The organism is Paraburkholderia fungorum, from assembly GCF_003610895.1.
Lineage (GTDB): Bacteria > Pseudomonadota > Gammaproteobacteria > Burkholderiales > Burkholderiaceae > Paraburkholderia > Paraburkholderia fungorum_B.
Window position 1 is genome coordinate 295,626 of record NZ_MCAS01000012.1, and the last position, 26,577, is coordinate 322,202.

General features: G+C 62.3%; 24 protein-coding genes. 10 read left to right on the forward strand and 14 right to left on the reverse strand.

What is annotated here, in order from left to right; translation table 11 throughout:
* Positions 1-31 precede the first annotated feature (31 nt).
* The 3 genes from BCY88_RS14070 to BCY88_RS14080 all read right to left on the reverse strand — a co-directional run bounded on the left by BCY88_RS14070 (position 32) and on the right by BCY88_RS14080 (position 3,072).
* The gene (locus BCY88_RS14070; RefSeq protein WP_120344826.1) at positions 32-997 is read right to left on the reverse strand and encodes an L-carnitine dehydrogenase; all 966 of its coding nucleotides are present in this window, start codon (positions 995-997) and stop codon (positions 32-34) included.
* 76 nt (positions 998-1,073) lie between these two features.
* On the reverse strand, positions 1,074-2,003 hold the full coding sequence (cdhC, locus tag BCY88_RS14075) for a 3-dehydrocarnitine:acetyl-CoA trimethylamine transferase CdhC (protein ID WP_120344827.1): 930 nt from the start codon (positions 2,001-2,003) through the stop codon (positions 1,074-1,076).
* 115 nt (positions 2,004-2,118) lie between these two features.
* Positions 2,119-3,072, reverse strand: a complete 954-nt coding sequence (locus tag BCY88_RS14080) for a choline ABC transporter substrate-binding protein (protein WP_120344828.1) — start codon at positions 3,070-3,072, stop codon at positions 2,119-2,121.
* A gap of 412 nt (positions 3,073-3,484) precedes the next feature.
* On the opposite strand from BCY88_RS14080, the gene BCY88_RS14085 reads away from it, so the two are divergent.
* Complete coding sequence (locus BCY88_RS14085; protein WP_120344829.1) at positions 3,485-4,495, forward strand: GlxA family transcriptional regulator; 1,011 nt, start codon at positions 3,485-3,487, stop codon at positions 4,493-4,495.
* A gap of 148 nt (positions 4,496-4,643) precedes the next feature.
* On the forward strand, positions 4,644-4,958 hold the full coding sequence (locus tag BCY88_RS14090; protein ID WP_120344830.1) for a DUF4148 domain-containing protein: 315 nt from the start codon (positions 4,644-4,646) through the stop codon (positions 4,956-4,958).
* 149 nt (positions 4,959-5,107) lie between these two features.
* Here the strand turns inward: BCY88_RS14090 and BCY88_RS14095 are convergent, their stop codons facing one another.
* Positions 5,108-6,016, reverse strand: coding sequence for a LysR family transcriptional regulator (locus tag BCY88_RS14095; protein WP_120344831.1), 909 nt, complete (start codon positions 6,014-6,016; stop codon positions 5,108-5,110).
* Between the two features lie 306 nt (positions 6,017-6,322).
* Here BCY88_RS14095 and mdlC point away from each other — a divergent pair, with 306 nt between their 5' ends.
* The 4 genes from mdlC (at position 6,323) to BCY88_RS14115 (ending at position 12,479) form a co-directional block, all read left to right on the forward strand.
* Positions 6,323-7,942 (forward strand): benzoylformate decarboxylase, encoded by a 1,620-nt coding sequence (mdlC, locus tag BCY88_RS14100; protein ID WP_120344832.1) that lies wholly within the window; start codon positions 6,323-6,325, stop codon positions 7,940-7,942.
* Between the two features lie 53 nt (positions 7,943-7,995).
* Entirely contained in the window at positions 7,996-9,447 is a 1,452-nt protein-coding gene (locus BCY88_RS14105) for an aldehyde dehydrogenase (protein WP_120344833.1), read from the forward strand.
* 256 nt (positions 9,448-9,703) lie between these two features.
* Entirely contained in the window at positions 9,704-11,131 is a 1,428-nt protein-coding gene (locus BCY88_RS14110) for an MFS transporter (RefSeq protein WP_120344834.1), read from the forward strand.
* A 211-nt stretch (positions 11,132-11,342) separates the two neighbouring features.
* Positions 11,343-12,479: a porin gene (locus BCY88_RS14115; RefSeq protein WP_120344835.1), complete on the forward strand. Its 1,137-nt coding sequence runs from the start codon at positions 11,343-11,345 to the stop codon at positions 12,477-12,479.
* A 78-nt stretch (positions 12,480-12,557) separates the two neighbouring features.
* Here BCY88_RS14115 and gabD read toward each other — a convergent pair whose 3' ends face one another.
* The 3 genes from gabD to BCY88_RS14125 form a co-directional block, all read right to left on the reverse strand.
* Positions 12,558-14,018 carry an NADP-dependent succinate-semialdehyde dehydrogenase gene (gene gabD, locus BCY88_RS14120; RefSeq protein WP_120344836.1) on the reverse strand — a complete coding sequence of 487 codons (1,461 nt, stop codon included), beginning with the start codon at positions 14,016-14,018 and terminating at the stop codon, positions 12,558-12,560.
* 472 nt (positions 14,019-14,490) lie between these two features.
* Positions 14,491-14,847 carry a hypothetical protein gene (locus BCY88_RS39545; protein WP_147408520.1) on the reverse strand — a complete coding sequence of 119 codons (357 nt, stop codon included), beginning with the start codon at positions 14,845-14,847 and terminating at the stop codon, positions 14,491-14,493.
* Positions 14,828-16,111 (reverse strand): 4-aminobutyrate--2-oxoglutarate transaminase, encoded by a 1,284-nt coding sequence (locus BCY88_RS14125; RefSeq protein ID WP_120344837.1) that lies wholly within the window; start codon positions 16,109-16,111, stop codon positions 14,828-14,830. The genes BCY88_RS39545 and BCY88_RS14125 overlap by 20 nt, the downstream gene beginning before the upstream one ends.
* A gap of 123 nt (positions 16,112-16,234) precedes the next feature.
* Between BCY88_RS14125 and pdxR the strand changes: the two genes are divergently transcribed.
* On the forward strand, positions 16,235-17,752 hold the full coding sequence (gene pdxR, locus BCY88_RS14130; protein ID WP_120344838.1) for a MocR-like pyridoxine biosynthesis transcription factor PdxR: 1,518 nt from the start codon (positions 16,235-16,237) through the stop codon (positions 17,750-17,752).
* Positions 17,753-17,765: 13 nt separating this feature from the next.
* Here pdxR and BCY88_RS14135 read toward each other — a convergent pair whose 3' ends face one another.
* The 4 genes from BCY88_RS14135 to BCY88_RS14150 all read right to left on the reverse strand — a co-directional run bounded on the left by BCY88_RS14135 (position 17,766) and on the right by BCY88_RS14150 (position 20,746).
* Positions 17,766-18,338, reverse strand: a complete 573-nt coding sequence (locus tag BCY88_RS14135) for a PIN domain-containing protein (RefSeq protein WP_120344839.1) — start codon at positions 18,336-18,338, stop codon at positions 17,766-17,768.
* A gap of 3 nt (positions 18,339-18,341) precedes the next feature.
* Complete coding sequence (locus tag BCY88_RS14140) at positions 18,342-18,800, reverse strand: helix-turn-helix domain-containing protein (protein WP_120344840.1); 459 nt, start codon at positions 18,798-18,800, stop codon at positions 18,342-18,344.
* A gap of 89 nt (positions 18,801-18,889) precedes the next feature.
* Entirely contained in the window at positions 18,890-19,726 is an 837-nt protein-coding gene (locus tag BCY88_RS14145; RefSeq protein WP_120344841.1) for a DMT family transporter, read from the reverse strand.
* A gap of 93 nt (positions 19,727-19,819) precedes the next feature.
* On the reverse strand, positions 19,820-20,746 hold the full coding sequence (locus tag BCY88_RS14150; protein WP_120344842.1) for a LysR substrate-binding domain-containing protein: 927 nt from the start codon (positions 20,744-20,746) through the stop codon (positions 19,820-19,822).
* Positions 20,747-20,852: 106 nt separating this feature from the next.
* Between BCY88_RS14150 and BCY88_RS14155 the strand changes: the two genes are divergently transcribed.
* Positions 20,853-21,506 (forward strand): hypothetical protein, encoded by a 654-nt coding sequence (locus BCY88_RS14155; RefSeq protein WP_259461392.1) that lies wholly within the window; start codon positions 20,853-20,855, stop codon positions 21,504-21,506.
* Between the two features lie 82 nt (positions 21,507-21,588).
* Here the strand turns inward: BCY88_RS14155 and phnE are convergent, their stop codons facing one another.
* From phnE to phnC, 3 genes are read right to left on the reverse strand one after another with little or no spacing between them, the layout of a single operon-like run.
* Positions 21,589-22,431, reverse strand: a complete 843-nt coding sequence (gene phnE, locus BCY88_RS14160; protein ID WP_120344843.1) for a phosphonate ABC transporter, permease protein PhnE — start codon at positions 22,429-22,431, stop codon at positions 21,589-21,591.
* Complete coding sequence (gene phnD, locus BCY88_RS14165; protein ID WP_120344844.1) at positions 22,428-23,414, reverse strand: phosphonate ABC transporter substrate-binding protein; 987 nt, start codon at positions 23,412-23,414, stop codon at positions 22,428-22,430. Before phnD ends, phnE begins: the two co-directional genes overlap by 4 nt.
* Before the next feature lie 42 nt (positions 23,415-23,456).
* Positions 23,457-24,374, reverse strand: coding sequence for a phosphonate ABC transporter ATP-binding protein (gene phnC, locus BCY88_RS14170; protein ID WP_120344845.1), 918 nt, complete (start codon positions 24,372-24,374; stop codon positions 23,457-23,459).
* A 291-nt stretch (positions 24,375-24,665) separates the two neighbouring features.
* On the opposite strand from phnC, the gene BCY88_RS14180 reads away from it, so the two are divergent.
* Positions 24,666-25,700, forward strand: a complete 1,035-nt coding sequence (locus tag BCY88_RS14180) for a M14 family zinc carboxypeptidase (RefSeq protein ID WP_120344847.1) — start codon at positions 24,666-24,668, stop codon at positions 25,698-25,700.
* The gene (locus tag BCY88_RS14185) at positions 25,697-26,473 is read left to right on the forward strand and encodes an alpha/beta fold hydrolase (RefSeq protein WP_120344848.1); all 777 of its coding nucleotides are present in this window, start codon (positions 25,697-25,699) and stop codon (positions 26,471-26,473) included. The genes BCY88_RS14180 and BCY88_RS14185 overlap by 4 nt, the downstream gene beginning before the upstream one ends.
* Positions 26,474-26,577: the final 104 nt, after the last annotated feature.

Sequence of the window (26,577 nt, forward strand, 5' to 3'; positions counted from 1 at the left end):
ACAGCAGTATGCTCGCCTCTACACAGCCGTATCACTCCGCAGGAAGCAATCCGTGCCGCGCCTTGGCTTCTCCAATCGCCGCCAGCACACTCGTAATACAATCGTCCCGATAGCGTTCGAGTTGCTTGATCGAGCGCGGCCCAACCTGTTCGGACGTTCCGTCCACTACCCGGTCGATCAGCTCGTCGGTGAGCTGCGGCGCTACCAGTTTAGTCCACGGCAGCTCCAATGCCGGTCCAAATTGCTGCATGAAGTGGCGCATGCCGGCGTCACCGCCTGCCAGCGTGTACGTCAGGAACGTACCCATGAAGGACCAGCGGATGCCCGCGCCGAAACGGATCGCGTCGTCGATTTCGCCGGTGGTCGCCACACCCTCATTGACCAGGTGCAGCGCCTCGCGCCACAACGCTTCGAGCAGGCGATCGGCGATAAAGCCGGGTACTTCCTTGCGCACGAGAAGCGGGCGCATCGATAGCGAGCGGTAAATCTGCATCGCAGCGTCGATGGTCGCCGGTGCGGTCAGTTCGCCACCCAGTACTTCGACGAGCGGCAGGAGATACACCGGATTGAACGGATGCCCGACGATGCAACGCTGCGGATTCACCGCCCGTGCATAGAAGTCGCTCGGCAGCAGGCCGGAAGTGGACGAAGCGATGATCGCATCGGGTTTTGCCGCGCGACTGATCTGCTCATGCAAGGCGAGCTTCAATTCCTCGCGTTCGGGTGCGCTCTCCTGAATGAAGTCGGCCTGTTCGACGCAGGCTTCGATCGTATCGACGAAACGCAGCCGGTTGGGTGAAGCGCCCGCGGCGAGACCGACGCGTTCCAGTGCGGGCCAGGCATTCGCGATGTTTTCGCGCAACTGCTTCTCCGCGCCCGGAGCGGGATCCCATGCGACGACGTCGAGCCCATGCGCGAGCGCGCGCGCCACCCAGCCGCTGCCGATCACGCCCGCGCCGATTGCCGCAAATGTTTTGATATCGACGATCACTGCCATTGCTGATGTTTCCTTTGCCTATGAGTTTTCAGGTGACGCAACGCACTATCTCCAGCGCGCTGGATACGTGGCATCGTCACGCGTACTGTCCAGCTGCACGCCGCTCCAGTTGCCGCTCGCCACGCGCGGGCAGGCCGAGTTTGCGACGGCCTTCCGCGGGTGTCAGCGCACGGCCGCCGAGCCGCTCGATGATCTCGATCGCGCGCTGCACCAGCGTGCCGTTCGTTGCAGGCACACCCTTGTCGAGCCAGATGTTGTCTTCGAGGCCGACACGCACGTGGCCACCGAGGAGCATCGCCTGCGCGACCATTGGCATCTGCATGCGGCCGATGCCGAAACCGGCCCATTGCGCGCCAGGCGGCAGGTTGTCGGCCATCGCTTTCATCGTCGTGGTGTCGGCGGGCGCACCCCATGGAATGCCCAGGCAGATCTGAAACAGCGGCGGCGCGTCGAGCAAACCTTCCTGGAGCAATTGCTTGGCGAACCACAGATGCCCGGTGTCGAAGATTTCCAGTTCCGGCTTCACGCCGAGTTCCTGGATGCGCTGCGCGCCGGCCCGCAATTGCGCGGGCGTCGACACATAGATGTAGTTGCCGTCGCCGAAATTGAGCGTGCCGCAATCGAGCGTGCAGATTTCCGGCAGGAGCTCCTCGACATGCGCGAGGCGTGTCAAACCGCCGACGAGGTCCGTTCCCGCGCCGAAACGCATCGGATCTTCGCCGGGACCGATCTCGAGATCGCCACCCATGCCCGCTGTCAGGTTGATGATCACGTCGGTGCCTGACGAGCGGATCCGGTCGACGACCTCGCGATACAGCTGCGGATCGCGGCTGCCGCGTCCGGTCTTCGGATCGCGCACATGGCAATGCGCAACGGTCGCACCGGCCTTCGCGGCTTCGATAGCGGCGTCGGCGATCTGCTTTGGCGTGACGGGAATGGCCGGATGCCTGCCGACCGTATCGCCCGCGCCGGTGACCGCGCAGGTCACGATGACTTCATGATTCATACGTGCTGGTTCCTGTAAATTGAAATGCGCAACCTGGTGGATGGAGGCTGGATTGCGGCCATGGCCGGCCGCACCTGGGCGGTGCTACTCAGGCGGCCCCACCTAGGCGGTCCCATCAAAGTCCGAGATAGGCCTTTACCGCGGGCAGACCGTCTTTACCGTCATAGGTCTTCACTCCGGCGAGCCACGCATCCAGTACTTGCGGGTTCTTCTTCAGATACGCCTTGGCGGCATCGGCAGGTTTTTCCTTGTTCATCACCGATTGCATCACCACGTTCTCCAGTTGCGTCGAAAAGCGCAGATTGCTCACCAGCTTGCCCGCGTTCGGGCAGCGCGTCAGATAGTCGGGGGACGTCAGCGTATAAACGCGCGCTTCGCCGTCGTTGGGGCCGAATACGCCGTCGCTGCCGGTGAGGTATTTCATGTCGATCTGGATATTCATGGGATGCGGTTCCCAGCCGAGAAACACCACCCATTTCTTCTCGCGAATCGCGCGATCCACCGATACCAGCATGCCCGCTTCACTCGATTCGATCAGCTTGAAGCCGCCGAGGCCGAATTGATTGCTGGCGATCATTTTCTGAATCGCGGCGTTCGCGCTGCTGCCGGGTTCGATGCCATAGATCTTGCCGTCGAGCTGGTCGCGATGTTTCGCGATGTCGGCGAAAGTCTTGAGGCCTGCTTCGTACTCATAGCTCGGCACGGCGAAGGTCGCCTTGGCGCCGGTCAGGTTAGGTGGCTGCAACACCTGGATCGATTTCGAATCGACGAACGGTGCAATCGCTTTTTCCTGCACGGGCCACCAGTAGCCGAGCGACACGTCGAGCTGTTTGCTCTTCAGACCGGCGAACGAAATCGGCACTGATGCGACGGTCGTCACGGGCTGATAGCCGAGTCCCTCGAATACGGCCGATGCAAGCGCCGTGGTCGACGTGATGTCGGTCCAGCCAATGTCGGCAAAATGCACCGCGCGGCAGGTGGCGGGATCCTGTGCGAGAACCGGCGACGCAGCGGCGACAGCCGCCAGACAGACAAGATGGGCAAGCAGGGCTTTGACGCGTAACTTCATGACGTTCCCTCTTCTGACACGTTAAACAGCGTGTTTCGAAACAGCCGCGACGAGATAAACAGGGCGGCCCCCGGTCCTGCGCGGTATTGCGCGATGTGCATCGAGTCATGCGCGAGCCATGCACTAAGGCTGGCTTGAGTAGCGCCTGAGCCGCAGGAATGACGTAACGTTAATGCCCCATATTCCGGCCAAAGCGACCGTCAGCGACCCGTTCTTGCTCCCATGCGACAACGAGGGAAAACCAGCATCGTTCGTCATGCGGCGCAGCATCGACGGGTTCGATGAATTTTGGTGTGTCTTGCCGCATCGCGCACCGCTTGCTACGCTCGCCCGGAATCCCGCGTTGGTTTGCGGCTTTGTGTCTCCAAGTGTCCCTACGTTTCCCGAGTGTCCCTGATCGAGTCCGCGCACGATGCCCGAAGATATGTCGTTCCTGCTGCTGCCGGGCTTCTCGGCGATTGGCTTCATGTCAGCGGTCGAGCCGCTGCGCGTGGCCAACCGCTTTCGAGGCGATCTCTACCGCTGGCGCATTCTGAGTCTCGACGGCGCGCCGGTCGCGGCCAGCAACGGCATTTCGATCAACGCGGAAGCGGCAATCGCCGATGTCCATGAAACGCAGACGGTATTCGTCGTCGCGGGCTTCGAGCCGCTCGCCTGCTATACGCGCGAGCTCGGCGATTGCCTGAGGCGGTTTGAGCGGAGTGGCGCGACGCTCGGCGGCATCGATACGGGCAGCTTCGTCCTCGCGGAAGCGGGGCTCCTGGGTGGCTCGGACAGCGTGACCGTGCACTGGGAAGCGTTGTCGGCGTTTCGCGAGCGCTATGCCTCGCTGAGCGCAAGCCAGGAGCTGTTCGAAATCGGCGCGCGGCGCATCACCTGCGCGGGCGGCACGGCGTCGATCGACATGATGCTCGACCTGATTGGCCGCAAGCACGGCGCAGCGTTGGCTTCCGCGGTATCGGAGCAGTTTGTCGTGAGCCGGATCCGGCAGCGTTCGGACCATCAGCGCATGGAAATCGCGGCGCGTTACGGGGTGCATAACCGCAAGCTGATTCAGGTGATCGGGGCCATGGAACAGCATATGGAAGAGCCGCTGACGCCCGACCAACTCGCCGAGGAAATCAGCGTGACGCGGCGGCAACTGGAACGGCTCTTCTGCGCCTCGCTGAAGGACACGCCGACGCATTTCTATCTGCAACTGCGCCTGACCCGCGCGCGCGAGTTGCTGCAACAGACCGACATGTCGATCACGTCGATTTGCGTCGCGTGCGGATTCGAGTCGCCTTCGCATTTTTCGCGGACGTATCGCGTGCGCTTCGGCGTGAGTCCCAGGGGCGACCGGCAGGTGATGGGCGGCAGAAATGGCGGCGCTGAAGTGTCATCGAGCGGGGCAGCGCCGGCCTTATCGCCGGGCTTTCAATGAGCTTTCTTGGCAATTGTGCCGATTCTAGCAACAGTGAATTCGTTTATTAGGGGTTTACCCTATATCGACTGACTCCTAGACTGTGTCCACTGGCTGCAAACAAACGAGTTTGCAGCACGGCAAAAAACAATCTCTGGAGGTAGTCGTCATGAAATCCCTGATCGAAGCTGTTGCTATCGCTGCTCTCATCACCGCACCGCTCGCGGCTTTCGCCCAATCGAACCAGCCGGTGACCCGCGCTCAGGTGCGCGCTGAGCTGGTCCAGCTGGAAAAGGCCGGCTATAACCCGGCAACGGCGAACGTCGACGACTATCCGGCAAACATTCAGGCCGCCGAAGCACGCGTCGCGGCACAAAACGGCAGCGGTTACGGTTCGGCCACGAATGGGTCGTCGCAAGCAGGCAGCCGCACCGACGTGACGCCGAGTTCGTATTCGGCTCCGGTTGCAAACTTCGGACATTAATGAGCGGTGGCGCGGGCGGTAGTCTCGCACCCGCCCGATTGATATCGTTGTAACAGCGGCCCCGCTTTCACTTCACTGTGAAAGCGGGGCCGCTGTGCGATTGAGCGCTGAACGAGGTAACCGGGCCGCTCCAGATTTTGCGCAGGCGCTTAGCCTGGTGCGGCGGTCAACTGTCTGAGTTGCTCCAGCAACTTCACCGCCGGACTCGGCAAAATCCCCTGACGACGCCGAAACGCCGTCAACGTGCGGCGTGCGACCAGACCCGGGATCGGCAGCGTATCGAACACGCCGGCCGCACTTTCGGTGTCGTACATCGGCATGGCCATCCAGCTCAGAAACCCCGCACGCGTCACAAGGCTTTTCAGCACCGTGATCGAGCGCGTCTCGACCGCGATCTGCGGCATGCCGAACCCATGCTCGGCAAACACGTTCTGCATATGCTCGAACGGACCCGTTCCACGCGGCGGCACACACCACTGCTGATCGAGCGTGTCGGCAAGCGATAAATCCGCTTTGTTTCGCAGCGGATGGTCGAGCGCGGCGACCACATAGCTCGTGTCTTCCCACCTGCAGTCGGCAATCGCGGTGATCTCATCCGTGTCCGGCACCGCCATGCTGAGCGCGAGATCGATCTCGTGTTTCATCAGACTGTCCGCAAGCCGGTCCCACACGCCTTCCATGATCTCCACACGCAGATTCGGCCAGCGCGCGAGCACCCCGCTTACCGCGAGCGGCAGCACGAGCGTCGCGATGCTCGCCACCGCGCCGACGCGAATCGTCCCTTTTGCGAGGCCGCGCATCGCGTCGATTTCCTCACGCGCGTGATCGGCCTCCCGTTGCAGCAGGGTGGCGTGCGGCAGCAGCGCGCTGCCGATCGCAGTAAGCTGCATGCCCTTCGAGTGCCGCTCGAACAGCGGCGCGCCGACCTGATCCTCGAGCCGCTTGATGGTGCGGCTCAGGGCGGGCTGGGTGACATGCAGCACTTCCGCGGCACGGCCCAGACTGCCGCTCGCGACAATAGTGGCGAACGCATGCAGTTGTTGCAGATTGAAAGTCATGCTCAAAAGTAATGCCTTTTCTCAAAAAAGGCAATTTTCAATTAACCTCGAGCTTCCGATAATGAGCCTTCAGGAAACGGCGCTTATCGCCCGCAACTAATTTGCATGGAACCGGAGTAGTGCGTTGAAGCGCCCACTCTGGCCGACAGCTTTGCATGGGGCCGGAGTAAGAGCTTTGCATGGGACAGGAGTAACGCGCTAAAGCGCGAACTCCTGTCGACAGCTAAAGCACTAACTCCGGCCGACAGCTTTGCATGGGGCCAGAGTAAGTGCTAAAGCGCTAACTCTGGCCGACAGGAGACACGCATGACCAGCAACGCGCCCCGTTCAGACGCATCGGGACTCTCTCAACCCACCTCGTTCACCGTGCGTGACGCCGTCATCGATCTCATGCGCCGTCTCGGCATGACGTCGGTGTTCGCCAATCCGGGGTCGACGGAATTGCCGTTGTTCCGCGATTTCCCGCACGATTTCCGTTACGTGCTGGGCTTGCAGGAAGCGGCCGTGGTCGGCATGGCCGACGGCTATGCGCAGGCCACCCGCAACGCGTCATTCGTGAATCTGCATTCGGCGGCAGGTGTAGGCAATGCGATGGGCAACATCTTCACCGCGTTCCGCAACCGCACGCCGATTGTGATCACCGCCGGGCAGCAGGCCCGCTCGATTCTGCCGTTCGACCCGTTCCTCGCGTCGACCCAGGCCACCGAATTGCCGAAACCGTATGTCAAATGGAGCATCGAACCGGCGCGCGCCGAGGACGTGCCGCTGGCGATCGCGCGCGCTTATTACGTGGCGATGCAGGAACCGCGCGGGCCGGTGCTGGTGTCGATTCCCGTCGACGACTGGGACCGCGCCGCGGAGCCGGTGCCGGCACGCGTAGTCAGTACCGGGACGCGGCCGGAGCCGTTCGTGCTGGAGCAGATCGGCGCGGCGCTCGATGCCTGCGAACGGCCGGCGTTCGTCGTGGGCGGCGCGGTCGACAGGGCCGGCGGCTGGGACGAAGTGGTGAGTCTCGCTGAACGCCATAACGCCCGCGTGTTCGTCGCGCCGATGACAGGCCGCTGCGCGTTCCCCGAAGACCATCGGCTGTTCGCCGGTTTCCTGCCGGCCATGCGCGAGAAGATCGTCGAAATGCTCGGTGGCCATGATCTGATCTTCGTGATCGGCGCGGCGGCCTTCACGTATCACGTCGAAGGTCATGGGCCGCATCTGCCTGCCGGTGCGGCGCTGTGCCAGTTGATCGACGATCCGGCGATCGCGGCGTGGGCGCCGGCCGGCACCGCGGTAGTCGGTAATATTCGTCTGGGCGTAGCCGATCTGCTATCGAGGCCTGCGCCGAAAGCGCGCCCCTTGCCTGCGCCGCGCCGCGCACGTCCGCGCGCGGAACCGTCGGCGTTGATGTCGGTGGCGTTTGCATTGCAGACCCTCGCCGAGGTGCGCCACGCGGACGATATCGTGGTCGAGGAGGCGCCGAGCGCACGTCCGGTGATGCAGAACTACCTGCCGTTCACGCGCAGCGGCACCTTCTACACAATGGACAGCGGTGGTCTCGGCTATGGCATGCCGGCTGCTGTCGGCGTGGCGTTGGCGAAGCCCGGCACGCGCGTGATCGGCCTGATTGGCGACGGCTCCAGCATGTATTCGATCCAGGCCATCTATAGCGCCGTGCAGATGAAACTGCCGGTTACATTCGTGATCCTGAACAATTCCCGCTACGCCGCGTTGCAGGATTTCGCGCCGGAATTCGGCTTTGGTCCGAACGATCCTGTGCAAGGCACCGATCTGCCGGGACTCGACTTCGTATCGCTTGCCGCGGGCATGGGTTGCCACGGTACGCGCGTGACCGATGCCGAACGCCTGCATGAGGTTCTGCGCGACGCATTGGCATCATCCGGACCGAGGCTGGTCGAAGTCGTCGTGGCCTGATCTCGAGCGAGCGCCACACCCGCATTCAAAAACTTTCCGCAGGAGACAACACGATGCAGAGCATTTCGATGCTGATCAACGGTGCAGCAGTAGACGCGAGCAACGGCGCTACCTTCGAGCGCCGCAATCCGCTCGATGGGGAAGTCGCGACGCGCGCTCCCGCGGCGACGGTTGCCGACGCGGTAGCCGCCGCCGACGCCGCAGCAGCGGCGTTTCCGGCATGGTCCGCGCTCGGGCCGGGCGAGCGCCGCGCGCTGCTGATGAAGGCGGCGCACGCGCTGGAGGCGCGCAGCGACGCGTTCGCCAGAGTCATGGCCGCGGAGACGGGCGCATCGGCGATGTGGGCGGGGTTCAATGTGCATCTCGCCGCCGGCGGATTGATGGAAGCAGCGTCGCTCACCACGCAGATTGGCGGCGAGCTGATTCCGTCCGACGTGCCGGGCAGTCTTGCGATGGGCGTGCGTCAGCCGGCCGGTGTCGTGCTCGGCATCGCGCCGTGGAATGCGCCGGTGATCCTCGCGGTGCGTGCAATTGCGTTGCCGCTTGCGTGCGGAAATACCGTCGTGCTGAAGGGTTCGGAGATCTGCCCCGGCACGCACGGCCTGATTATCGAGGTCTTGCAGGAAGCGGGTTTGCCCAAGGGCGTGGTGAACTTCATCACCAACGCGCCGGCCGATGCGGGCGCCGTGGTCGAGGCCCTGATCGCCCATCCGAAAGTCCGGCGTGTCAATTTCACCGGCTCCACGCACGTGGGCAAGATTATCGCGGCCACCTGTGCGCGCTATCTGAAGCCGTCGGTGCTGGAGCTCGGCGGGAAAGCGCCGTTGATCGTGCTCGACGACGCGGATCTCGACGCAGCCGTCAACGCCGCAGCCTTCGGTGCGTTCGCCAACTCGGGGCAGATCTGCATGTCGACGGAACGGATCATCGTCGATGAGCGGGTCGCCGAGCCGTTCGTCGCGAAGCTCGCGCAGAAAGCGCGCGGCCTGCCGCTCGGCGATCCACGCAAAGGGCCGGTGGTGCTCGGCTCGGTGGTGGATATGGCGACGGTGGAGCGCTGCAACGCGCTGATCGACGACGCACTGGCCAAAGGCGCCACGCTCGTCTGCGGCGGCAAGGCGGACAGCACCTTGATGCCCGCCACGCTGCTCGACCACGTCACACCCGCGATGCGCATCTATGGCGAGGAGTCGTTCGGACCCGTGAAGGGCATTGTGCGTGTCAACGGCGAAGACGAAGCCGTCGCCTGTGCGAACGACAACGAATATGGGCTCTCGTCGGCCGTGTTCAGCCGTGATGTGGCGCGCGCGATGAATGTCGCGAGGCGCATCGAATCGGGCATTTGCCACGTCAACGGGCCGACCGTTCACGACGAAGCGCAAATGCCGTTCGGCGGCGTGAAAGGCAGTGGCTTTGGACGTTTCGGCGGGCAGGCGGGGATTGCCGAATTCACGGACTTGCGCTGGATTACCGTGCAAACCACGCCACGTCATTACCCCTTCTGAAGAGACGATGGCTGTTCCGGTTGCAGCATGTCGTTGCATGTTGCAGCACGCCGGTTCACCGCAACGATGCGCACGCCGTGCAAGCCATGCATACATGTCATGGCTTTTGCGCGAAACGGCAATGTCGGAAGCGGGGCTCCCGCTCACATACTCAGCAAAAAGCATGACCTGAAAACGTGCCGCAAAGGCATACCTCAAAGCATGACGAGAAAAAGCGCGACGCTCAGATCGCGCATACAAACCAGGAGACAGCTGCATGACCAGTTATGTACCACCGGCCGGTCCGGCCAGTGCGGCAACCGGCACGACCGATGCGGGCGGCGCGCCGCTCACCGGTAATCAGGCGGGAATCGAAGAGGGGCGTCACGTGGTCGACATCGGCCGCACGCTCGACGAAGGCCCGTACACCATCATGCAGAAGACCGTGGTGTTTCTCGCGGCGTTGTCGATCGTGCTGGACGGTTTCGACAGTCAACTGATCGGTTTTGCGATTCCCGTGTTGATCAAGGAGTGGGGCGTCACGCGCGCGGCTTTTGCGCCGGTGGTTGCGGCCGGGCTGATCGGCATGGGCATAGGCAGCGCGTGTGCCGGGCTGCTGGCGGATCGCTTCGGCCGCCGCTGGGCGGTAATCGGCAGCGTGCTGGTGTTCGGCGCCGCCACGTGCGGTATCTGCTTCGCGCCTGACATCGTGACGATTGCCGTGTTGCGCTTTATCGCCGGTCTGGGCATCGGCGGCGCATTACCGAGTTCGACGACCATGACCGCGGAGTTCACGCCGGCTCGCCGCCGCACATTGGCCGTCACCGCGACGATTGTCTGCGTGCCGCTCGGCGGCATGGTGGCGGGTCTGTTCGCGCACGAAATTCTACCGACGTACGGATGGCGCGGCTTGTTCATGATCGGCGGCGTGCTGCCTCTCGCGCTCGGCGTGTTGCTGCTCTTCACGTTGCCTGAGTCGCCGCGCTTTCTCGCCCGGCGTCCGCAACGCTGGCCGGAGCTCAAACGCCTGCTTGGCCGGATGTCGCGGCCGGTGGCAAGCGGCTGCGTATTTGCCGACTCGCGCGAACAGGCCGTTGAAAAGCACACGGGTTTTACCGCGCTCTTCCGCGAGGGTCTGGCGCTCGATACGGTAGCCATCTGGTGCGCGTTCTGCCTATGCCTGCTGGCCGTCTATAGCGCCTTCAGCTGGCTGCCGACCATGCTGAGCACGCAAGGCCTCTCGGTGGCTGTGGCGGGTTCGGGGCTCACCGCGTACAACCTGGGTGGAGTGGTTGGCGCGTTGCTGTGCGCCGCGGTGATCGCTCGCACCGGCTCGCGTTGGCCTTTGATTCTCTGCAGTGCGGGTGGCGCGGTGAGCGCGTTGTTGCTGCTCGGTGTGAACATCGCCGATCACACCGGCCTGCTGATCTTCGGTCTCGGTGTGCACGGACTGTTCGTCAACGCGGTTCAGTCGACCATGTTCGCGCTGTGTGCTTATGTCTATCCGACCCGTGTGCGCGCCACCGGCACCGCGTCGGCGCTCGCGTTCGGCCGGCTCGGCGCGATTGCCAGCGCGTTCGCGGGTGCGGTGGTGATCACGGCCGGCGGCGCATCGTCGTACTTATGGATGCTCGGAATCGCGATGTTGATCGTGATGGTCGCGCTGATGGCGGTCAAACGCCATATTCCGACGCCGGGTGTTTGAGGGACGCAATGTCCTGACTTGCGGCGATTGTGTGTGACAGGCGGATCGCCGCTATCTGAGGCAGTCAATCGTGAATGTGCCGGACGGTTTGAACAGCGGTCGGCATCGCCACGCCGGTAATTAGTATCGCTACATAAAAGATGCTGCGTATGGGCTGCATCGGTATAGCTGTGCGCTCATACAAAGCACCCGTCAAGGAGACACGGAGATAATGAAATACCAACTCGCTTTGGGCAGTGTGCTGCTCGGTATCAGCGCCTCGTCGTTCGCACAGAGCAGCGTGACGTTGTACGGGATCATCGACACCGGCATCGAACTGGTGACGCATGCGAATGCGGCGGGCAATAGCGTCGTGCGCATGCCGGGCATTACCGGCGAATTTCCGTCGCGCTGGGGGATTCGCGGCAAGGAGGGCCTGGGTGGTGGGTTGTCCGCGGTGTTTGTGCTGGAGAGCGGCTTTAATACCAGGGGCGGCACGCTCAATCAGGGTGGCCGGCTGTTTGGACGGCAAGCTTACGTCGGTCTCGAGAGTCCCTATGGCACGTTGACGTTCGGCCGCCAATACACGATGACGTATTGGGCGATCCTCGACTCCGATCTGCTCGGTCCCGACATATACGGCGGCACGGGGTCGTTCGATCAGTACATGCCGAGCGCACGCAGCGACAACACGATTGCGTACAAGGGCACGTTCTCGGGTTTCACGTTCGGCGCGACTTATTCATTCGGCCGCGACTCGGCGGGGACGGGCAATTCGCCGGGGCAGGGTACCTGTGTGGGGTCGATTCCGGGCAGTTCGCAGAGTTGCCGTGAATGGTCGACGATGTTGCGCTATGACATGAACGGCTACGGCGTGGCGGGCGCCTACGACGAACAACGCGGCGGCCCGGGTGCCGCCGCGAATCTGTACGACGGCACGGCGCCTTTTGCGTTGACGCAATCTGGCGACAAGGACGTGCGGATGCAGTTGAACGGCTATGGACACATCGGGCCGGTGAAGCTTGGAGCAGGTTGGCTTGGCCGTCATGTCGAAACGGTGTCCCCGGCGTTGCCGGACGTGCGCTCGAATCTGTACTACCTGACTGCGTCCTATAACGTGACGCCCGCGTTCATTTTCGATGGCGGCGTGTACCGCATCGTCAATCGCGCAGACGACACTCGCGGCACCATCGCCGCGCTACGCACCACGTATCTGTTGTCGAAGCGTTCCGCGGTTTACCTGCAAGGTGCGTATCTGTTCAACAGTGCGCATGCTGCTTATACGGTGAGCCAGGGCGGCGGAGGCACGACGCCGGCGCCAGGCATCGGGCAACTCGGGGTGATGGCCGGCATTCGCCACTCGTTCTGAACGATGCACTGAAAGTGCGGTGACCAGGCTCAAGAGAAAACGGCCACGTCGACATGTTTGACGTGGCCGTTTTTTGCATCAGATGCCGCCGACGCACATGTACTTGATTACCACATAATCGTCGATACCGTAGTGCGAGCCTTCGCGGCCGAGACCGGATTGCTTGACTCCGCCGAACGGCGCGACTTCGTTGGAAATCAGACCGGTGTTGATCCCCACCATGCCATATTCGAGCGCTTCCGCGACACGCCAGACGCGGCCGATATCGCGGCTATAGAAGTACGACGCGAGGCCGAATTCCGTATCGTTGGCGAGGCGGATCACTTCTTCGTCCGACGAGAAGCGGAACAGCGGCGCGAGCGGCCCGAAGGTTTCGTCGCGCGCGACCTTCATGGCCGGCGTCACATCCGCAAGCACGGTCGGCTCGAAGAAGCCGTGGCCGAGCGCATGGCGCTTGCCGCCGGTGACGATGCGAGCCCCTTTGGCGAGGGCGTCTTCGATATGCGACTCGACCTTGAGCACGGCCGCTTCGTTGATCAGGGGTCCTTGCGTGACACCTTCTTCGGTGCCGCGGCCGACCTTGAGCTGCTCGACGGCGACGCGCAGTTTTTCGGCGAATGCGTCGTAGACCTTATCGTGCACGTAGAAGCGATTCGTGCACACGCAGGTCTGACCGCTGTTGCGATATTTCGATGCGATGGCGCCCGCGACGGCCGCATCCAGATCCGCGTCGTCGAAGACGATGAAGGGTGCGTTGCCGCCGAGCTCGAGCGACACTTTCTTGACCGTCGGCGCGCACTGCGCCATCAGCAGACGGCCTACCGGCGTCGAGCCGGTGAAGGACAGTTTGCGCACGATCGGATTGCCGGTCATTTCCGCGCCGATCGCTTTCGGCTCGCCGGTCACGACGTTGAACACGCCGCGCGGCACACCGGCGCGTTCGGCCAGCACGGCGAGGGCGAGGGCCGACAGCGGCGTGGCTTCGGCCGGTTTGACGATGATCGGGCAACCGGCGGCGAGTGCCGGGCCGACTTTACGCGTGATCATGGCCGCCGGGAAATTCCACGGCGTGATGGCTGCGCAGACGCCGATCGGTTCTTTCGTCACGACGATGCGTTTGTCGCCTGCCGGCGTGGGGATGGTGTCGCCGTTGACGCGTTTGCCTTCTTCCGCGAACCATTCCAGGAACGAGGCGGCGTACAGGATTTCGCCTTTGGCTTCGGCGAGGGGTTTGCCTTGTTCGGTGGTCAGGATCGTTGCCAGATCGTCGGCGTTTTCCAGCATCAGGTCATGCCATTTACGCAGGATCGTGGCGCGTTGTTTGGCGGTGGTTGCTCGCCATGCTGGCCATGCGGCGTTGGCCGTGTCGATTGCGCGGCGGGTTTCGGTTGTGCCCATGCGGGGCACGGTGGCGATGGTTTCGCCTGTGGCCGGGTTTTTGACTTCGAATGTTGTGTTGTCTTCGGCGGATTGCCATTCGCCTGCTATGTAGGCTTTTGTTTTTAGAAGTGTGGGGTCTTGCAGGACTGGCGTTGGCATTTGGGTTTCGCTCCAGGGGTTTGGGTTTTTTTTGTTGCCTGTGCGGCGCTTGGTGGTTGTGGTTTTTTGCTTTTGCTTGTTGTGGGTTCTTCTTTGGCCTTTCCTTGTTTTGCTAGTGGTCTATTAGCGTTGCCCCTGTGCGGGGCGGCACTTACTTTCTTTGCCGCCGCAAAGAAAGATAAGCAAAGAAAGCGGCTCACCCCGCCAGCTCATAAGCGGGTCCCCCGCACAGCCACGGTAGTGGTGCATCTGGAATCCGTGTGCTCGCACACTCCGCTCCAGTGACAAGGCCGTCATACTTCCGGCGGCGCTGCGCGCGCCGACGCGCAGTTCGAAAACCAACGCGTTTTCCAGCGTATCGCCGAGGCGAAGCCGATGGCCCCCACCACGCACCACCGAAGCCTTGGTTTCCCATGCAGACCCGTCCGCGACGCACGTAGTGCGGAGTGGGAGCGAATGAGTCCTTTGTCACTTATGCCGAATGTGCGAGAACACGGATTCCAGATGCACCACTACCCCCTCCAAGCTGGGGGACCCACTTAAGAATTAGCGGTTTGAGCCGCTTTCTTTGCTTATCTTTCTTTGCGGCGGCAAAGAAAGTAAGTGCCGCCCCGCACAGGGGCAACACTAATAGACCACTAGCAAAACAAGGAAAGGCCAAAGAAAAAGCCACAACAAGCAAAAACAAAAACCACCAAGCGCCGCGCAGGCAACCAAAACAAAACAAAAACAAAACAAAAACAAAAAACAGGAAAAAGGCCACCGCCGCAGGCAAACAACCAACCCGCCGCGAAGGCCCAAAAAAACCACTACACAGCCACAGCAACATTCTCCTTAAGCACAGCTTCCAGAATCCCCATCGCCTCATCAAAAACAGCATCCTGAATCGTAAGCGGGAAAAGAAACCGAACCACATTCGAATAAACACCACAAACCAGCAACAGCAACCCGCGCTCAAGCGCCCGCGCCTGCACCCGCTTGGTGAACTCGGCATCCGGCTCAGTCCCGCCAGCCTTGCAGAACTCAACAGCCACCATCCCACCCGGCCCACGCACGTCAGCGATCTGCGGAACTTCGCTCTGCAGCGCGATCAGCTTCGCCTTGACACGATCGCCCAGAACAGTAGCCCGCTCGCAGAGCTTCTCTTCATCGATGATATCGAGCACGGCATGCGCGGACGCGACCGCCAGCGGGTTACCCGCATAAGTGCCACCCAGGCCGCCAGGCGCTGCCGCATCCATCACGTCGGCACGTCCGACCACACCCGACAACGGCATGCCGCCCGCGAGACTCTTGGCGATCGTCATCAGATCAGGCACCACGTCATAGTGATGCATTGCAAACAACTTGCCGGTACGAGCAAAACCCGTCTGTACTTCGTCGGCGATCAGCAGAATGCCGTGCTCATTGCACAGCTTGCGCAAGGCGCGCACGAACTCGGCCGGCGCCGGATAGAAACCGCCTTCGCCCTGAACCGGTTCGAAAATAATCGCCGCGACGCGCTTCGGATCGATGTCGGCCTTGAACAGAAACTCGATCGCCTTCAGCGAGTCAGCCGTGGTCACGCCGTGCAGCGGATTCGGGAACGGAGCATGGAACACGTCCGCCGGGAACGGGCCAAAGCCGATCTTGTACGGTGCAACCTTGCCGGTCAGCGCCATGCCCATCATCGTGCGGCCATGGAAACCGCCGGTGAAGGCGATCACGCCCGGACGGCCAGTCGCGGCGCGCGCAATCTTGATGGCGTTTTCAACGGCTTCGGCGCCGGTCGTGAAGAAAGCGGTTTTCTTCGGATAGTCGCCCGGCGCACGTGCGTTGATCTTCTCAGCCAGTTCGACGTACGACGCGTACGGCACGATCTGATAGGCGGTGTGCGTGAAATGATCGAGCTGGTCACGGATCGCCGCCAGAATCTTCGGGTGACGATGGCCCGTGTTGCACACGGCAATACCCGCGGCGAAATCGATGAAACGGCGGCCTTCGACGTCCCACAACTCGGCGTTCTCCGCGCGTTCAGCGTAGAAATCGCACATCACCCCGACGCCGCGCGGCGTGGCGGCGTCTTTGCGGCTCTTCAGTTCAGCATTTTTCATGGTTATCTCCTTGGCTCCTCGGTTTTGCAGGGGACTGCGCGCTCAACGCAGCACATGCAGCGACTATAATGAGATTTGGCTCTTAATTTCAGAGCCATTTCAATAAAAAAGTAGGAGCCAATCATGCGCGCGAGCGTTTTGTCCGACTGGCTGGCGCAGCGCCTCGACCGTGGCAACGGCCAGCCGATCTACCGTCAGCTGCATCGGCTGTTGCAGCAGGCGATCCTGTCGCGTGAATTGCCGGCGGGCAGCAAGGTGCCCTCATCGCGTTTGCTGGCGCAGGAGTTGGGCATCGGGCGCAATACCGTCACCCAGGTCTACGAGCAGTTGGTGCTGGAGGGCTACGTGAGCTCGGCAACCGGCCGCGGCACGTTTGTCGCGGACAGCGCGCCGGACGAGATCGTCGGTGTGCCGGACACCGAGGCGTCGGCCGCGTTGCTCGAATCATTGCCGCCGCCACTCCCGTCGCAGGTCAAGCGCGCGTTGTCGACGCGCGGCGCGCGGCTCATTGCGGGGGCGGGCGTGTCGAAGCGGCAATGGGGCGCGTTCATGCCGGGGGTGCCGGACGTCACGAAGTTTCCGGCGCGCGTGTGGAGCCGCTTGCACAACAAATATTGGCGCCGGCTGCGCCCGGACTTGCTGACCTACGCGCCGGGCGGCGGCCTGGCCTCGTTGCGGCACGCGCTGGCCGACTATCTGCGCACCTCGCGCTCGGTGCGTTGCACGCCGGAGCAGATCATCATCACGACCGGGATTCACCAGTCGGTCGACCTGGCCGTGCGTCTGCTGTCCGATCCGGGCGACGTGATCTGGACTGAAGACCCGTGCTACTGGGGCGTGCGCAGCGTGCTGCACGTGTCGGGTCTGCAATCGCGGCCGATCGCCGTCGACGAAGAAGGCATCAATCCATCCGCCGACGATCTCGCGCAGCCGCCCAAGCTGATGCTCGTCACGCCGTCGCATCAATATCCGCTCGGCATGGTGATGAGCCTCGCGCGGCGCCGCATGCTGCTGGAATACGCGCGGCAGAACCAGTGCTGGATCATCGAGGACGACTACGACAGCGAATTTCGTTACGGCAGCCGGCCGCTGGCATCGCTGCAAGGTCTGGACCGGTCCGGGCAGGTGATTTACGTGGGCAGCTTCGGCAAGACGCTGTTTCCGGGCTTGCGTATCGGCTACCTCGTTGTGCCCGAAGCGCTGGCCGAGAGCTTCGCGACCGCGAGCGCGGAGTTGTACCGGGAAGGGCAGTTGTTGCAGCAGGCGATGCTCGCGGAATTCATCGCGGAAGGGCATTTCACGTCGCATATCCGCAAGATGCGCACGCTTTACGGGCAGCGTCGCCAGACCCTGCTGGACGCCGCCGCGCACCGCTATGGCGACGCGCTGCCGGCCGTGGGCGGCGATGCCGGTTTGCATCTGGTGATGCAATTGCCGCAAGACAGTGACGACCGCGCGGTGGCGGCTGCCGCGCTGGAGCGCAATATCGTCGTGCGGCCCTTGTCGGGGTATTACGCGCAACCGTCGCTGGCGCCGTCGGGCTTGCTGATCGGCTACGCATGCGTGCCGGACGAGGAAATCGCGCCTGCTTTCAATACGCTGGCGGATGCGATCGACGCGACGCTCGTGCAGTTCGCGTGAGGGCGGGTGTTTCTCAGATCGCGACGCTGTAAGGGCGAACCATAGAAACGGTTTGCGTGAGGCCCAGGGTCGTGAGGGTGTCGAGGTATTGCTCGACGGATTTGGGCGGATTCTTCAACGACTTTCTATGTTCAGCCATCGCTTCGAGGACTTTAGCCTGGTTCAGGTCGAAGAGATCGCTGATGAAGTCGTCAGGATGTTGAACGGTCACGTTGAAGGTGTTTAACGCTTCCGCCGGAAAGTCCTTCAGGTTAAACGTGACGATGAGTTCGGCGCCGCAATGCACGGCGGCGGTGACCACATGAGCGTCATCAGGATCCGGTAAATGAATGGTCGGTATCAGGTGTTCATAGTTATCGACCAACGCGTCCCGAACGTGCGCGTCCATGAGATCCCGGACACGATAAATCTTGCTGGGGTCGAGATCAGGACGGTTTGCGATCAGATTGCGCGTCCACTCTTCATGAATGGCCGAGGTCCAGCGCGCCCGGTAAAGGTCGGTCAGCGCCAGACGCATCAGCAGATTTCGCAATGGTTGGGAGTGCAGAACGCAGGCGTCGTAGATTGCCGTGAAATGTGATGACATCGATTATTCCAAACCCATTTCCTGCGACAGCGCCGCGAGTTCGTCCAAGGCCTTACGCCGGTCGGAATCGATTCGATCCTTATACGCCATCACGTCGTCATAACGCACTCGCCGATGCGTATTGACCTTGCGGAAAGGGATTTCTTTCTTTTCCAGCAACTGGACGAAATACGGCCGCGACACATTGAGCAGGTCGGCCGCCTCCTGCGTGGTCAACTCGGCATGAATAGGGATGATCGATACCGCATTGCCTTGGCCAATTTCCGCGAGAACGTCGACCATCAGACGGACGACCGATGTCGGTAATTCCACGCTGCGCGTTTCGCCCTTGCTGTCCTTGAAGTCGAATTGCTGCGTTTCGGCGCGGCTTGACAGCACGACGGACAGATTTCGGCCAGAGACGCGGGCGAGCTCAGCCTCTTGCGCTGAGGGCAGCGGCGTAGGATGAATCGAGGTGTTCATGGCGCGGTTCCTTTCGAATTTCCATATTCTAAATCGAAATATTCGAAATCGCAATAAACGAAACGGACTGGAAGGCGGACTTGACGGCCTCAAATCCGGATCAACACCGCCCCGAGCGTCACCATGGCGCATGCCGCAATACGGCGCGCCGTCAGCTTCTCCCGCATGAACAGCCAGCCGATCAGCACCGCGAAGATCGAACTCAGCTCCCGCAACGCGGAGACCATCGCGATCGGCAGGTAGCGGTAGGCCTCGATAATCAGGCAATAGGCGGTGAGCGCGAGCACGCCGGACGCAATGCCTTTGAGCACCACCGTGCGGCCGATGAATAGCCCGCGGGCGCCGCCGCGCCAATGCCAGGCGAGCAGAAACTGCGGGATGTTCCAGATCAGATAGACCCACATGATGTAGCTCAGGCCGTTGCCGGCCACGCGTGCGCCGATTCCGTCGACGACCGAATACGTCGCGATGAAGAAGCCGGTCAGCAGAGCAAACGGCACGCTTTCGCCGGAAAACCGCATGCCGCGGCGAAACGCGAGCGAGATGATGCCGAGCGACACCAGTGCCACACCGAGCGCCGCCAGCGGTTTGAGCGCTTCGTGCGCGAACACCATCGCGCCGACGAATACGAGCATTGGAGAAAGACCGCGCGCAATGGGATAGATTTGCCCGAAGTCGCCGCTCCTGTAGGCGCGGATCAGTGCCAGCAGGTAGCCGAATTCGAGTACCACCGACGCGAAGATATAAGGCCAGGCCGCCGGGTCGGGCAAAGGCAGCACGATTACGCCGACCGCGCTGACGGCTATATACGGAATCGCCATCATGCCGAGCAGCCATACACGGTCTTCGGATAAGTGCAGAAACGCGTTCCAGGTGGCATGAAGCAGCGCGGAGAGCAGCACCAGCGAGACGACTAAGGTGTCCATCGAAGATCGGGGAGAGGGAAAGAAGGCCGCGGCGGCAACCGTAAGCCCGTGATTATTCCAGCAGAACGCCACAATGGCCGAATCACGTTTTAACTAGAGGGGCTTTGAAGCGCCTGCTGCCACCGCCGTTGGGACCTGAAGCGCAGCGCCGAACAACCAGTCGAGAAACAGGTTGAGCTCGCGATCCTGCGGCGCCACGCGATATAGGCAATGAAACGGCGGTCCTTCGAGTCTGACTTCGGGGAAGAGCGCGACCAGCCGCCCGCGCTGTATGTCCTCTTCGACGATCGCCTGAGGCGCGAGCGCTATGCCGAGTCCGCTTGCGGCTGCCTGCACGAGCAAAAAGAACTGCTCATAGAAAGGACCGCCGAGCGTTTCGCCGGCCGGCACCGCCGCGCAGTGGAACCAGTACTGCCAGGCCTCGGGCAAGCCCGCATAGTGCAGCAGCCGGGCTTGCAGCAAATCGGCGGGGGTGCGCAGCGCATCCAGTCCGGGCAGGTCGGGCGTGCACACGGGCACGGCCACATTGGCGACGAGTGGGCGCGAGTCGAAGCCGTAACGCCGCAGATTCGGTTGGTAGCGGCGGATGATGGCATCGTGCGATTCGTCGAGGGTGTCGATGTTCAGGCCGTTGACGGTCACGATCTGCACGTCGATCTCCGGGTGTAGCGCGTGAAAGCGCGCGAGCCGTGGAATCAGCCAGCCGTGTGCGAACGACGCCGAAGTATTCACGCGCAGGGTTCGCCGCGTGGTATTTCCGCGCATTTGCGTGGTGGCTTCGGCCAATCGGCTCAGGCAACCGGCGACATCGACCAGATAGTGTCTGGCGTGCGGCGTCATCTGCAGCGTGCGGCCGTGGCGTTCGAACAGCTTTTGCCCGAGATAGTCTTCGAGCGCGCGAATCTGTTGCGTGACCGCGCTATGCGTGACGCACAGTTCTTCGGCGGCCCTGGTGAGGCTGCCGAGACGCCCGGCGGCCTCGAAGCTGCGCAAGGTGTTGAGTGGGGGCAGGCGGCGCATGAAAAGCCCTATATCCAAGTATTGCTTGTATTTCTAACAGAAACTTTCAATTGAGGATATCGGCTTCGTGCTTTTACGATAACGCTTTCTCCCACCGGTCATAGCGATGGCATTGCCTGTGCTGCAGCGCGCCACAACACAGTTTTTCTGTTATCCGAAGGCGAGGCGTTGCCTGTTCTGGCGCAATGTCTGGATGAGTGCGGGCGTTGTCGTCATGCTGGGCGCATGCAAGGCGCCGGATCCGAACGAGCGGGTGACAGGCTCGGGCGGCACCGCCGTCAAATACAGTTCGCGTCAGGTGAGTGTGGATCTGACCGACAGCGAACGCACCGCGCTTGCCGCCATGCGCGACCGCAGCTTTCCGGGCGTCACGCGTGAGAAGGCCTTGACGGCGGTCGCCGCCGCGTTGAAATCGGGCGGCTACGCGCCGGTTACGGTAGACACGGATACGGCACTGGTGGAAGCAGGCCGCTCTGAGGTGCTCGTGCCGAAATGGCGGGAAGTGCTGCGTGGCGTGCTCAAGACGCGTATCGGTATGCTGCCGGCCAAACCCGATCACCAGTACACCGCGGCGCTCGTCAGCGTGCGGGCGGCTGAAGGCGGTCAAGGTGTCGTGGTGCGGGCGCGTTTCGACAATACGGTGTGGGACAGCAACGGCGACGCCCGCACGAAAACCGTGCTGGCTCGCGAAGACTACGACGCGTTCTTCGGCAAGGTCGGCGAGGCGCTCAATGGTTCTTTGGCGCCTCGCCAGCCTTGAACAACGCAAGGGGCGTCCTCCGGAGCGGGGCAGGCAGCACGCCTGCGTAAGTCACGCGTTGGAACGCGCTTTGGGTCACGCGTTAGGTCACGCGTTCACGCAGCCACGCCGACGCCATATCGATCACGGTCACAACAACGATCACCATGATCATCACCGCGGCCGTCTGCGCGTAATTGAACGAGCGGATCGCTTCGTACAGCACCACGCCGATCCCGCCTGCGCCGACCATGCCGACCACCATCGCCGAGCGCACGTTCGATTCGAAGCGATATAACGCGTACGAGATCCACAACGGCAACACTTGCGGCAGCACGGCGTAAATGATTTCGTCGAGACTGGTCGCACCGGTGGCGCGCACGCCTTCGGCCGGACGCGGATCGATAGCCTCGACCGCTTCGGCGAAGAGCTTGGCGAGCACGCCGGTGGTGTGCACCCACAACGCCAGCACGCCGGCGAACGGACCGAGTCCCACCGCGACGATGAACAGCATCGCGAAGACCATTTCATTGATCGCGCGGCATGCGTCCATCATGCGGCGCATCGGCTGCACGACCCACATTGGCGCCATGTTGTGCGCGGACATCAGTCCGCACGGCACGGCGCACACTAGCGAGAGAACAGTGCCCCACACCGCTACCGACAGCGTTACATACATCTCGTGCAAATAGCTGCGCCATTCGGTGAAGTCCGGCGGGAAGAAGTCCTTGGCGAACTGGCCCATGTTGCCGGAGTCGGAGAGCAGATCGAGCGGACGCATGTCGGCGCCGTGCCATGCGCCGCCCAGCACGGCAAGCACGGCGATCCAGCCGATCAGCGACAGCCAGCTGCGCTTGCCGGCGGCCGGCGCGGCCTGCCGTGCCGCCTGCGCGGCGAGCGCTTCGCTCGCACGCGTGGGCGGCGTGATCAGATCAACCGTGTTCATTGCTTGGATACGGCGCTATTGAGCGCGCTCATCTTCGCATCGATGTCGGCCAGCTGGGTCTTGCGGTCGTCGTCGGAAAGATGCGTGTCGTTCTCGATCTTCTGCTTCTGCCGGTACAACGCGACCTGGCGGATCGGCAGCAACTGCGCATCCGACGATGCTGCAAAACCGGCGTAACCCGTAATCGCCGCCATCACCTCTTTTTCATGCGGATCGGTCTTGCCGTAGTTCAGGAAGAAGTTGCGGATCTTGTCCTTGGTGGCCTGCGGCAGATCCTTGCGCCACACCAGCGGGTCGGACGGAATCAGCGGCGAGGTCCACAACACACGGACTTGTGCGAACTTGTCCGGATGCTGCTGCTTGAGTGTGTCGAGCATCTCGGTGTTGTTGGTCGCAACATCGATCTTGTTGTTCACCACGGCCAGCAGGTTCGCTTCGTGGCTCGAAGGCAGCACCGCCTTGAACGCCGTATTGACCGCGACGTTGCGCTTGGCGAACAGGTAGTAGCCCGGGATCAGCGTGCCGGAGGTGGAGTTCGGATCGCCGAAACCGAGCGTGACGTCCTTCGTGTTCTTGAACACGTCGTCGAGCGTCTTGAAGCGGCTGTTGACGTTGGTGATGAGCACCGACTTATAGCCGAGGTCGCCGTTCGCATACAGGACCTTCGCGAACACTTCGCCTTGCGAACGATCCACCGCTTCGATCGCCGACGCATTGCCGAAATAGCCGACCTGGACCTTGTTAAAGCGCATGCCTTCGATGATGCCGGCGTAGTCGGTCGCGAAGAACGCTTTGACGTTCAGGCCGGTTTGCTTGTTCATATCCGCGATCAACGGTTCCCAGCGCTGTTTGAGCACAGAGGACGAGTCGGTCGAGATGATGCCGAGGTTGATGTCCTCGGCGTGCGCGGTGGCGGCGCCGGCGAATGCGGCCGCACCGACAGTCAGCGTGATCAATGAACGTAATGAACGCAGGAATTTCATCGCTTTGAAGTCCGGTTGAGTGAACAGAAAGGGTGGGCGCGCTCAGTTCGAGTGCGCCGGATTGAGGGCGAATGCATAGCGCGTCGCGGTGGGCACGGCGTCTTGAGCAGGGGCGTTGGTCTCGCCACCGTTAGCGGCGTGGTCCGCCTGACTGACCGTGCTATCGGCGCCGGCCTCGTCGAGTAGCTCATGGGCGTCGTCGCCGTAGAGTTTCTTGAGCAGTGCAGGGCTCAGCGCGGCGGAGGGGCCGTCATAGACCACCTTGCCGCGACGCAGCGCAACGGTGCGCGGGCAGAACTGCATGGCGATGTCGACCTGATGGAGCGACACCAGCACCGTCAGTTGATGTTCGAGATTGAGCGTGCGCAACATCTCCATCACGCGGCGCGACGATTCGGGGTCGAGCGAGGCGATCGGTTCGTCGGCGAGCACGATGCGCGCGCGCTGCACCAGCGCCCGCGCCAGTGCGGCGCGTTGCTGCTGACCGCCGGAAAGATTGGCGGCGCGTTCGTGCGCGTGGTCGCCAATACCGACTTCATTGAGCGCGGCCATCGATAACGCCCGCTCCGCGCCCGGAAAGCGCCCCGTGAGGCGGCGCCACAAAGGCAGGCGCGCGAGCGCGCCGATCAGCACGTTGCGCTGCACTGAAAGCCGGTTCACCAGATTGAATTGCTGGAACACGAAACCGATATCGCGGCGAATACTGCGCACCTCTCGCACGATGCGGCCGTTCTGCTGGATCGGGCGGCCGAGAATCGCGATCTGCGACGGCTGCGCATCCGAGGCGGTGAAGCCCGCGATATGCCGCAGCAGCGTCGACTTGCCCGAGCCCGAGGCGCCGATCAACGCAACCATTTCGCCCGGCTCGACACGCAGATCGATTTCGTCCAACGCCTTGCGACCGTTACTGAACGTTTTGCTCAACCGTTCAATACGGATTGCTTCCCGAACTGTTTCCATAAGTACCCCTTGATGCATTCGGCCATTGCCGGCATGTGTGGGGCACATTCTAGGAAGCGTCTGTGACGGTTGAGTGAAGGCATCGCAACGTCTAGACGACTATATCTTCACGTGTCTTTTTTGCGTCGCTGGAAAGGCAGGAAGATGTCAATTGCCCGAATAAAAAGTGACACTTGCATGACACGATATGCAACGGGCCTGGCCGGTTTCGCATGATCCTGTGTTGCCAGGCTATATTGCGTCATTCGGTGTGCCGTCCCCAATAACCTTGCAGTCCCTTTCGATGTCGTCATGCAGCCTTTGAGCTTTCTCCCCGACAGTTTTGCGGAGTACGAAGATCTCAGGACGATCCTCGAGCAGGGCAGTGCCAGCTTCGAGATTCGCACTGTCTGCGAGACGACGGTGCGGGGGCGGCAATTCGCCGTGCACACCGCGAGCATCGGTTCGACCGATCCGCTTACCCCGGCAATCGGGTTTTTTGGCGGTATTCACGGGCTCGAACGGATTGGCTCGCAACTCGTGCTGGACTACATGCGCGCGCTGCTCGCCCGCCTGGAGTGGGACGAACTGCTCGTGCGGCAATTGCAGTCGATTCGTCTGATCTTTATGCCGATCGTCAACCCGGGCGGCATGTGGGCCGCCACGCGCGCCAATCCCAACGGCGTCGATCTGATGCGCAATGCGCCGCAGAATGCCGACGAACGCGTGCCGCTGCTCGCTGGCGGACAGCGGGTGGGCGCATGGCTGCCCTGGTATCGCGGCCGGCCGGGTGAACCCATGGAGCCGGAGGCCGCCGCGCTCCTGCGGGTGGTCGAAACAGAAATGGCGGCGCGGCCACTGAGTATCGCGCTCGATTGCCACTCGGGTTACGGCTGGCGGGACAGCATCTGGTTTCCTTACGCGCGCACGCGCAAGCTGATGCCGCATCTGCCGGAAATGTATCTGCTGAAAACCATGTTTGAGCGCGCGCATCCGCATCATGGCTACGCGTTCGAGCCACAGAGCCACCAGTATCTGCTGCACGGCGATCTATGGGACTTCGCCTACGACCGCACGCCGGCGCCGAACATCTTCTTGCCGATGACGCTTGAACTCGGTTCGTGGCTGTGGATCAAGAAGAATCCACGCCAACTGTTTTCACGTCAGGGCATGTTCAATCCGGTCAAGGCGCATCGCACCGCGCGCGTGTTGCGGCGTCATGCGAATCTGCTCGATTTTCTCGCGCGCGCGGCGTTCTCGTCGCAACGCTGGCTGCCGCAGGGCAATCGTCGCGAGCAATTGCTGCAAAGCGCGACCGACCATTGGTCCAAACCGGCAGTCTTATGAGCACGTGGATTCTGTTGCGTGGGCTGACGCGCGAAACACGCCACTGGGGGCATTTGCCGCGCTTGCTGCGTGAGGCGGTCGGCGCGGAGCGCCTGCTGCTGCTCGATCTGCCGGGCAACGGCGAGTTCACCAACTTGCGCGCGCCGGCTGGTGTGGAGGACATGGTGAGCTTCGTGCGGATTGCTGCGCTGCAAACCGGCGCCGCCGGCCCGTATCGCGTGCTGGCGATGTCGCTTGGCGGCATGGTGGCGACAGACTGGGCGCAACGGCATCCCGGCGAGATCGAGCGGCTCGTGCTGATCAATACCAGTATGCGGCCGTTCAGCCGCATGCATGAGCGCCTGCGTCCATCCGCGTGGCCGGGGCTGCTAGGCGTGGCGGCTCACTGGCGCGACGCGCCGCGCGCGGAAAGCGGCATTCATCGGCTCACGTGCAATAACGTCGAAACGCTGGGCGCGGATATCGAGGCATGGAGCGAGATTCGCCGAAGCGCACCGGTAAGCCGGGGCAACGCGTTACGGCAGCTGTGGGCGGCCGCGCGTTTCAAAGCGGCGGCGGCGAAACCGCGTTGTCCGTTGCTGATTCTGGCTTCACGCGCCGACAAGCTGGTCAACCCTGTGTGTTCGGTGAAACTCGCGGCGGCGTGGGGTGCAACGCTTTGCGAGCATGAATCGGCCGGTCACGATCTGCCGCACGACGACCCGGCGTGGACCAGCGAACAGGTTCAGGCATGGCTGAAGCAGGGGGCGAGGGAGTCGAAGGCCGTGCTTTAAACAGAAGCAGCACGCATACCGGCAGCGGGTATAACCTAAGTGAGCTCGCGCATCGCTTTTCGGGGCGGCAGGTGCATAATCCCCGTTCAGACGATGCATGCGAA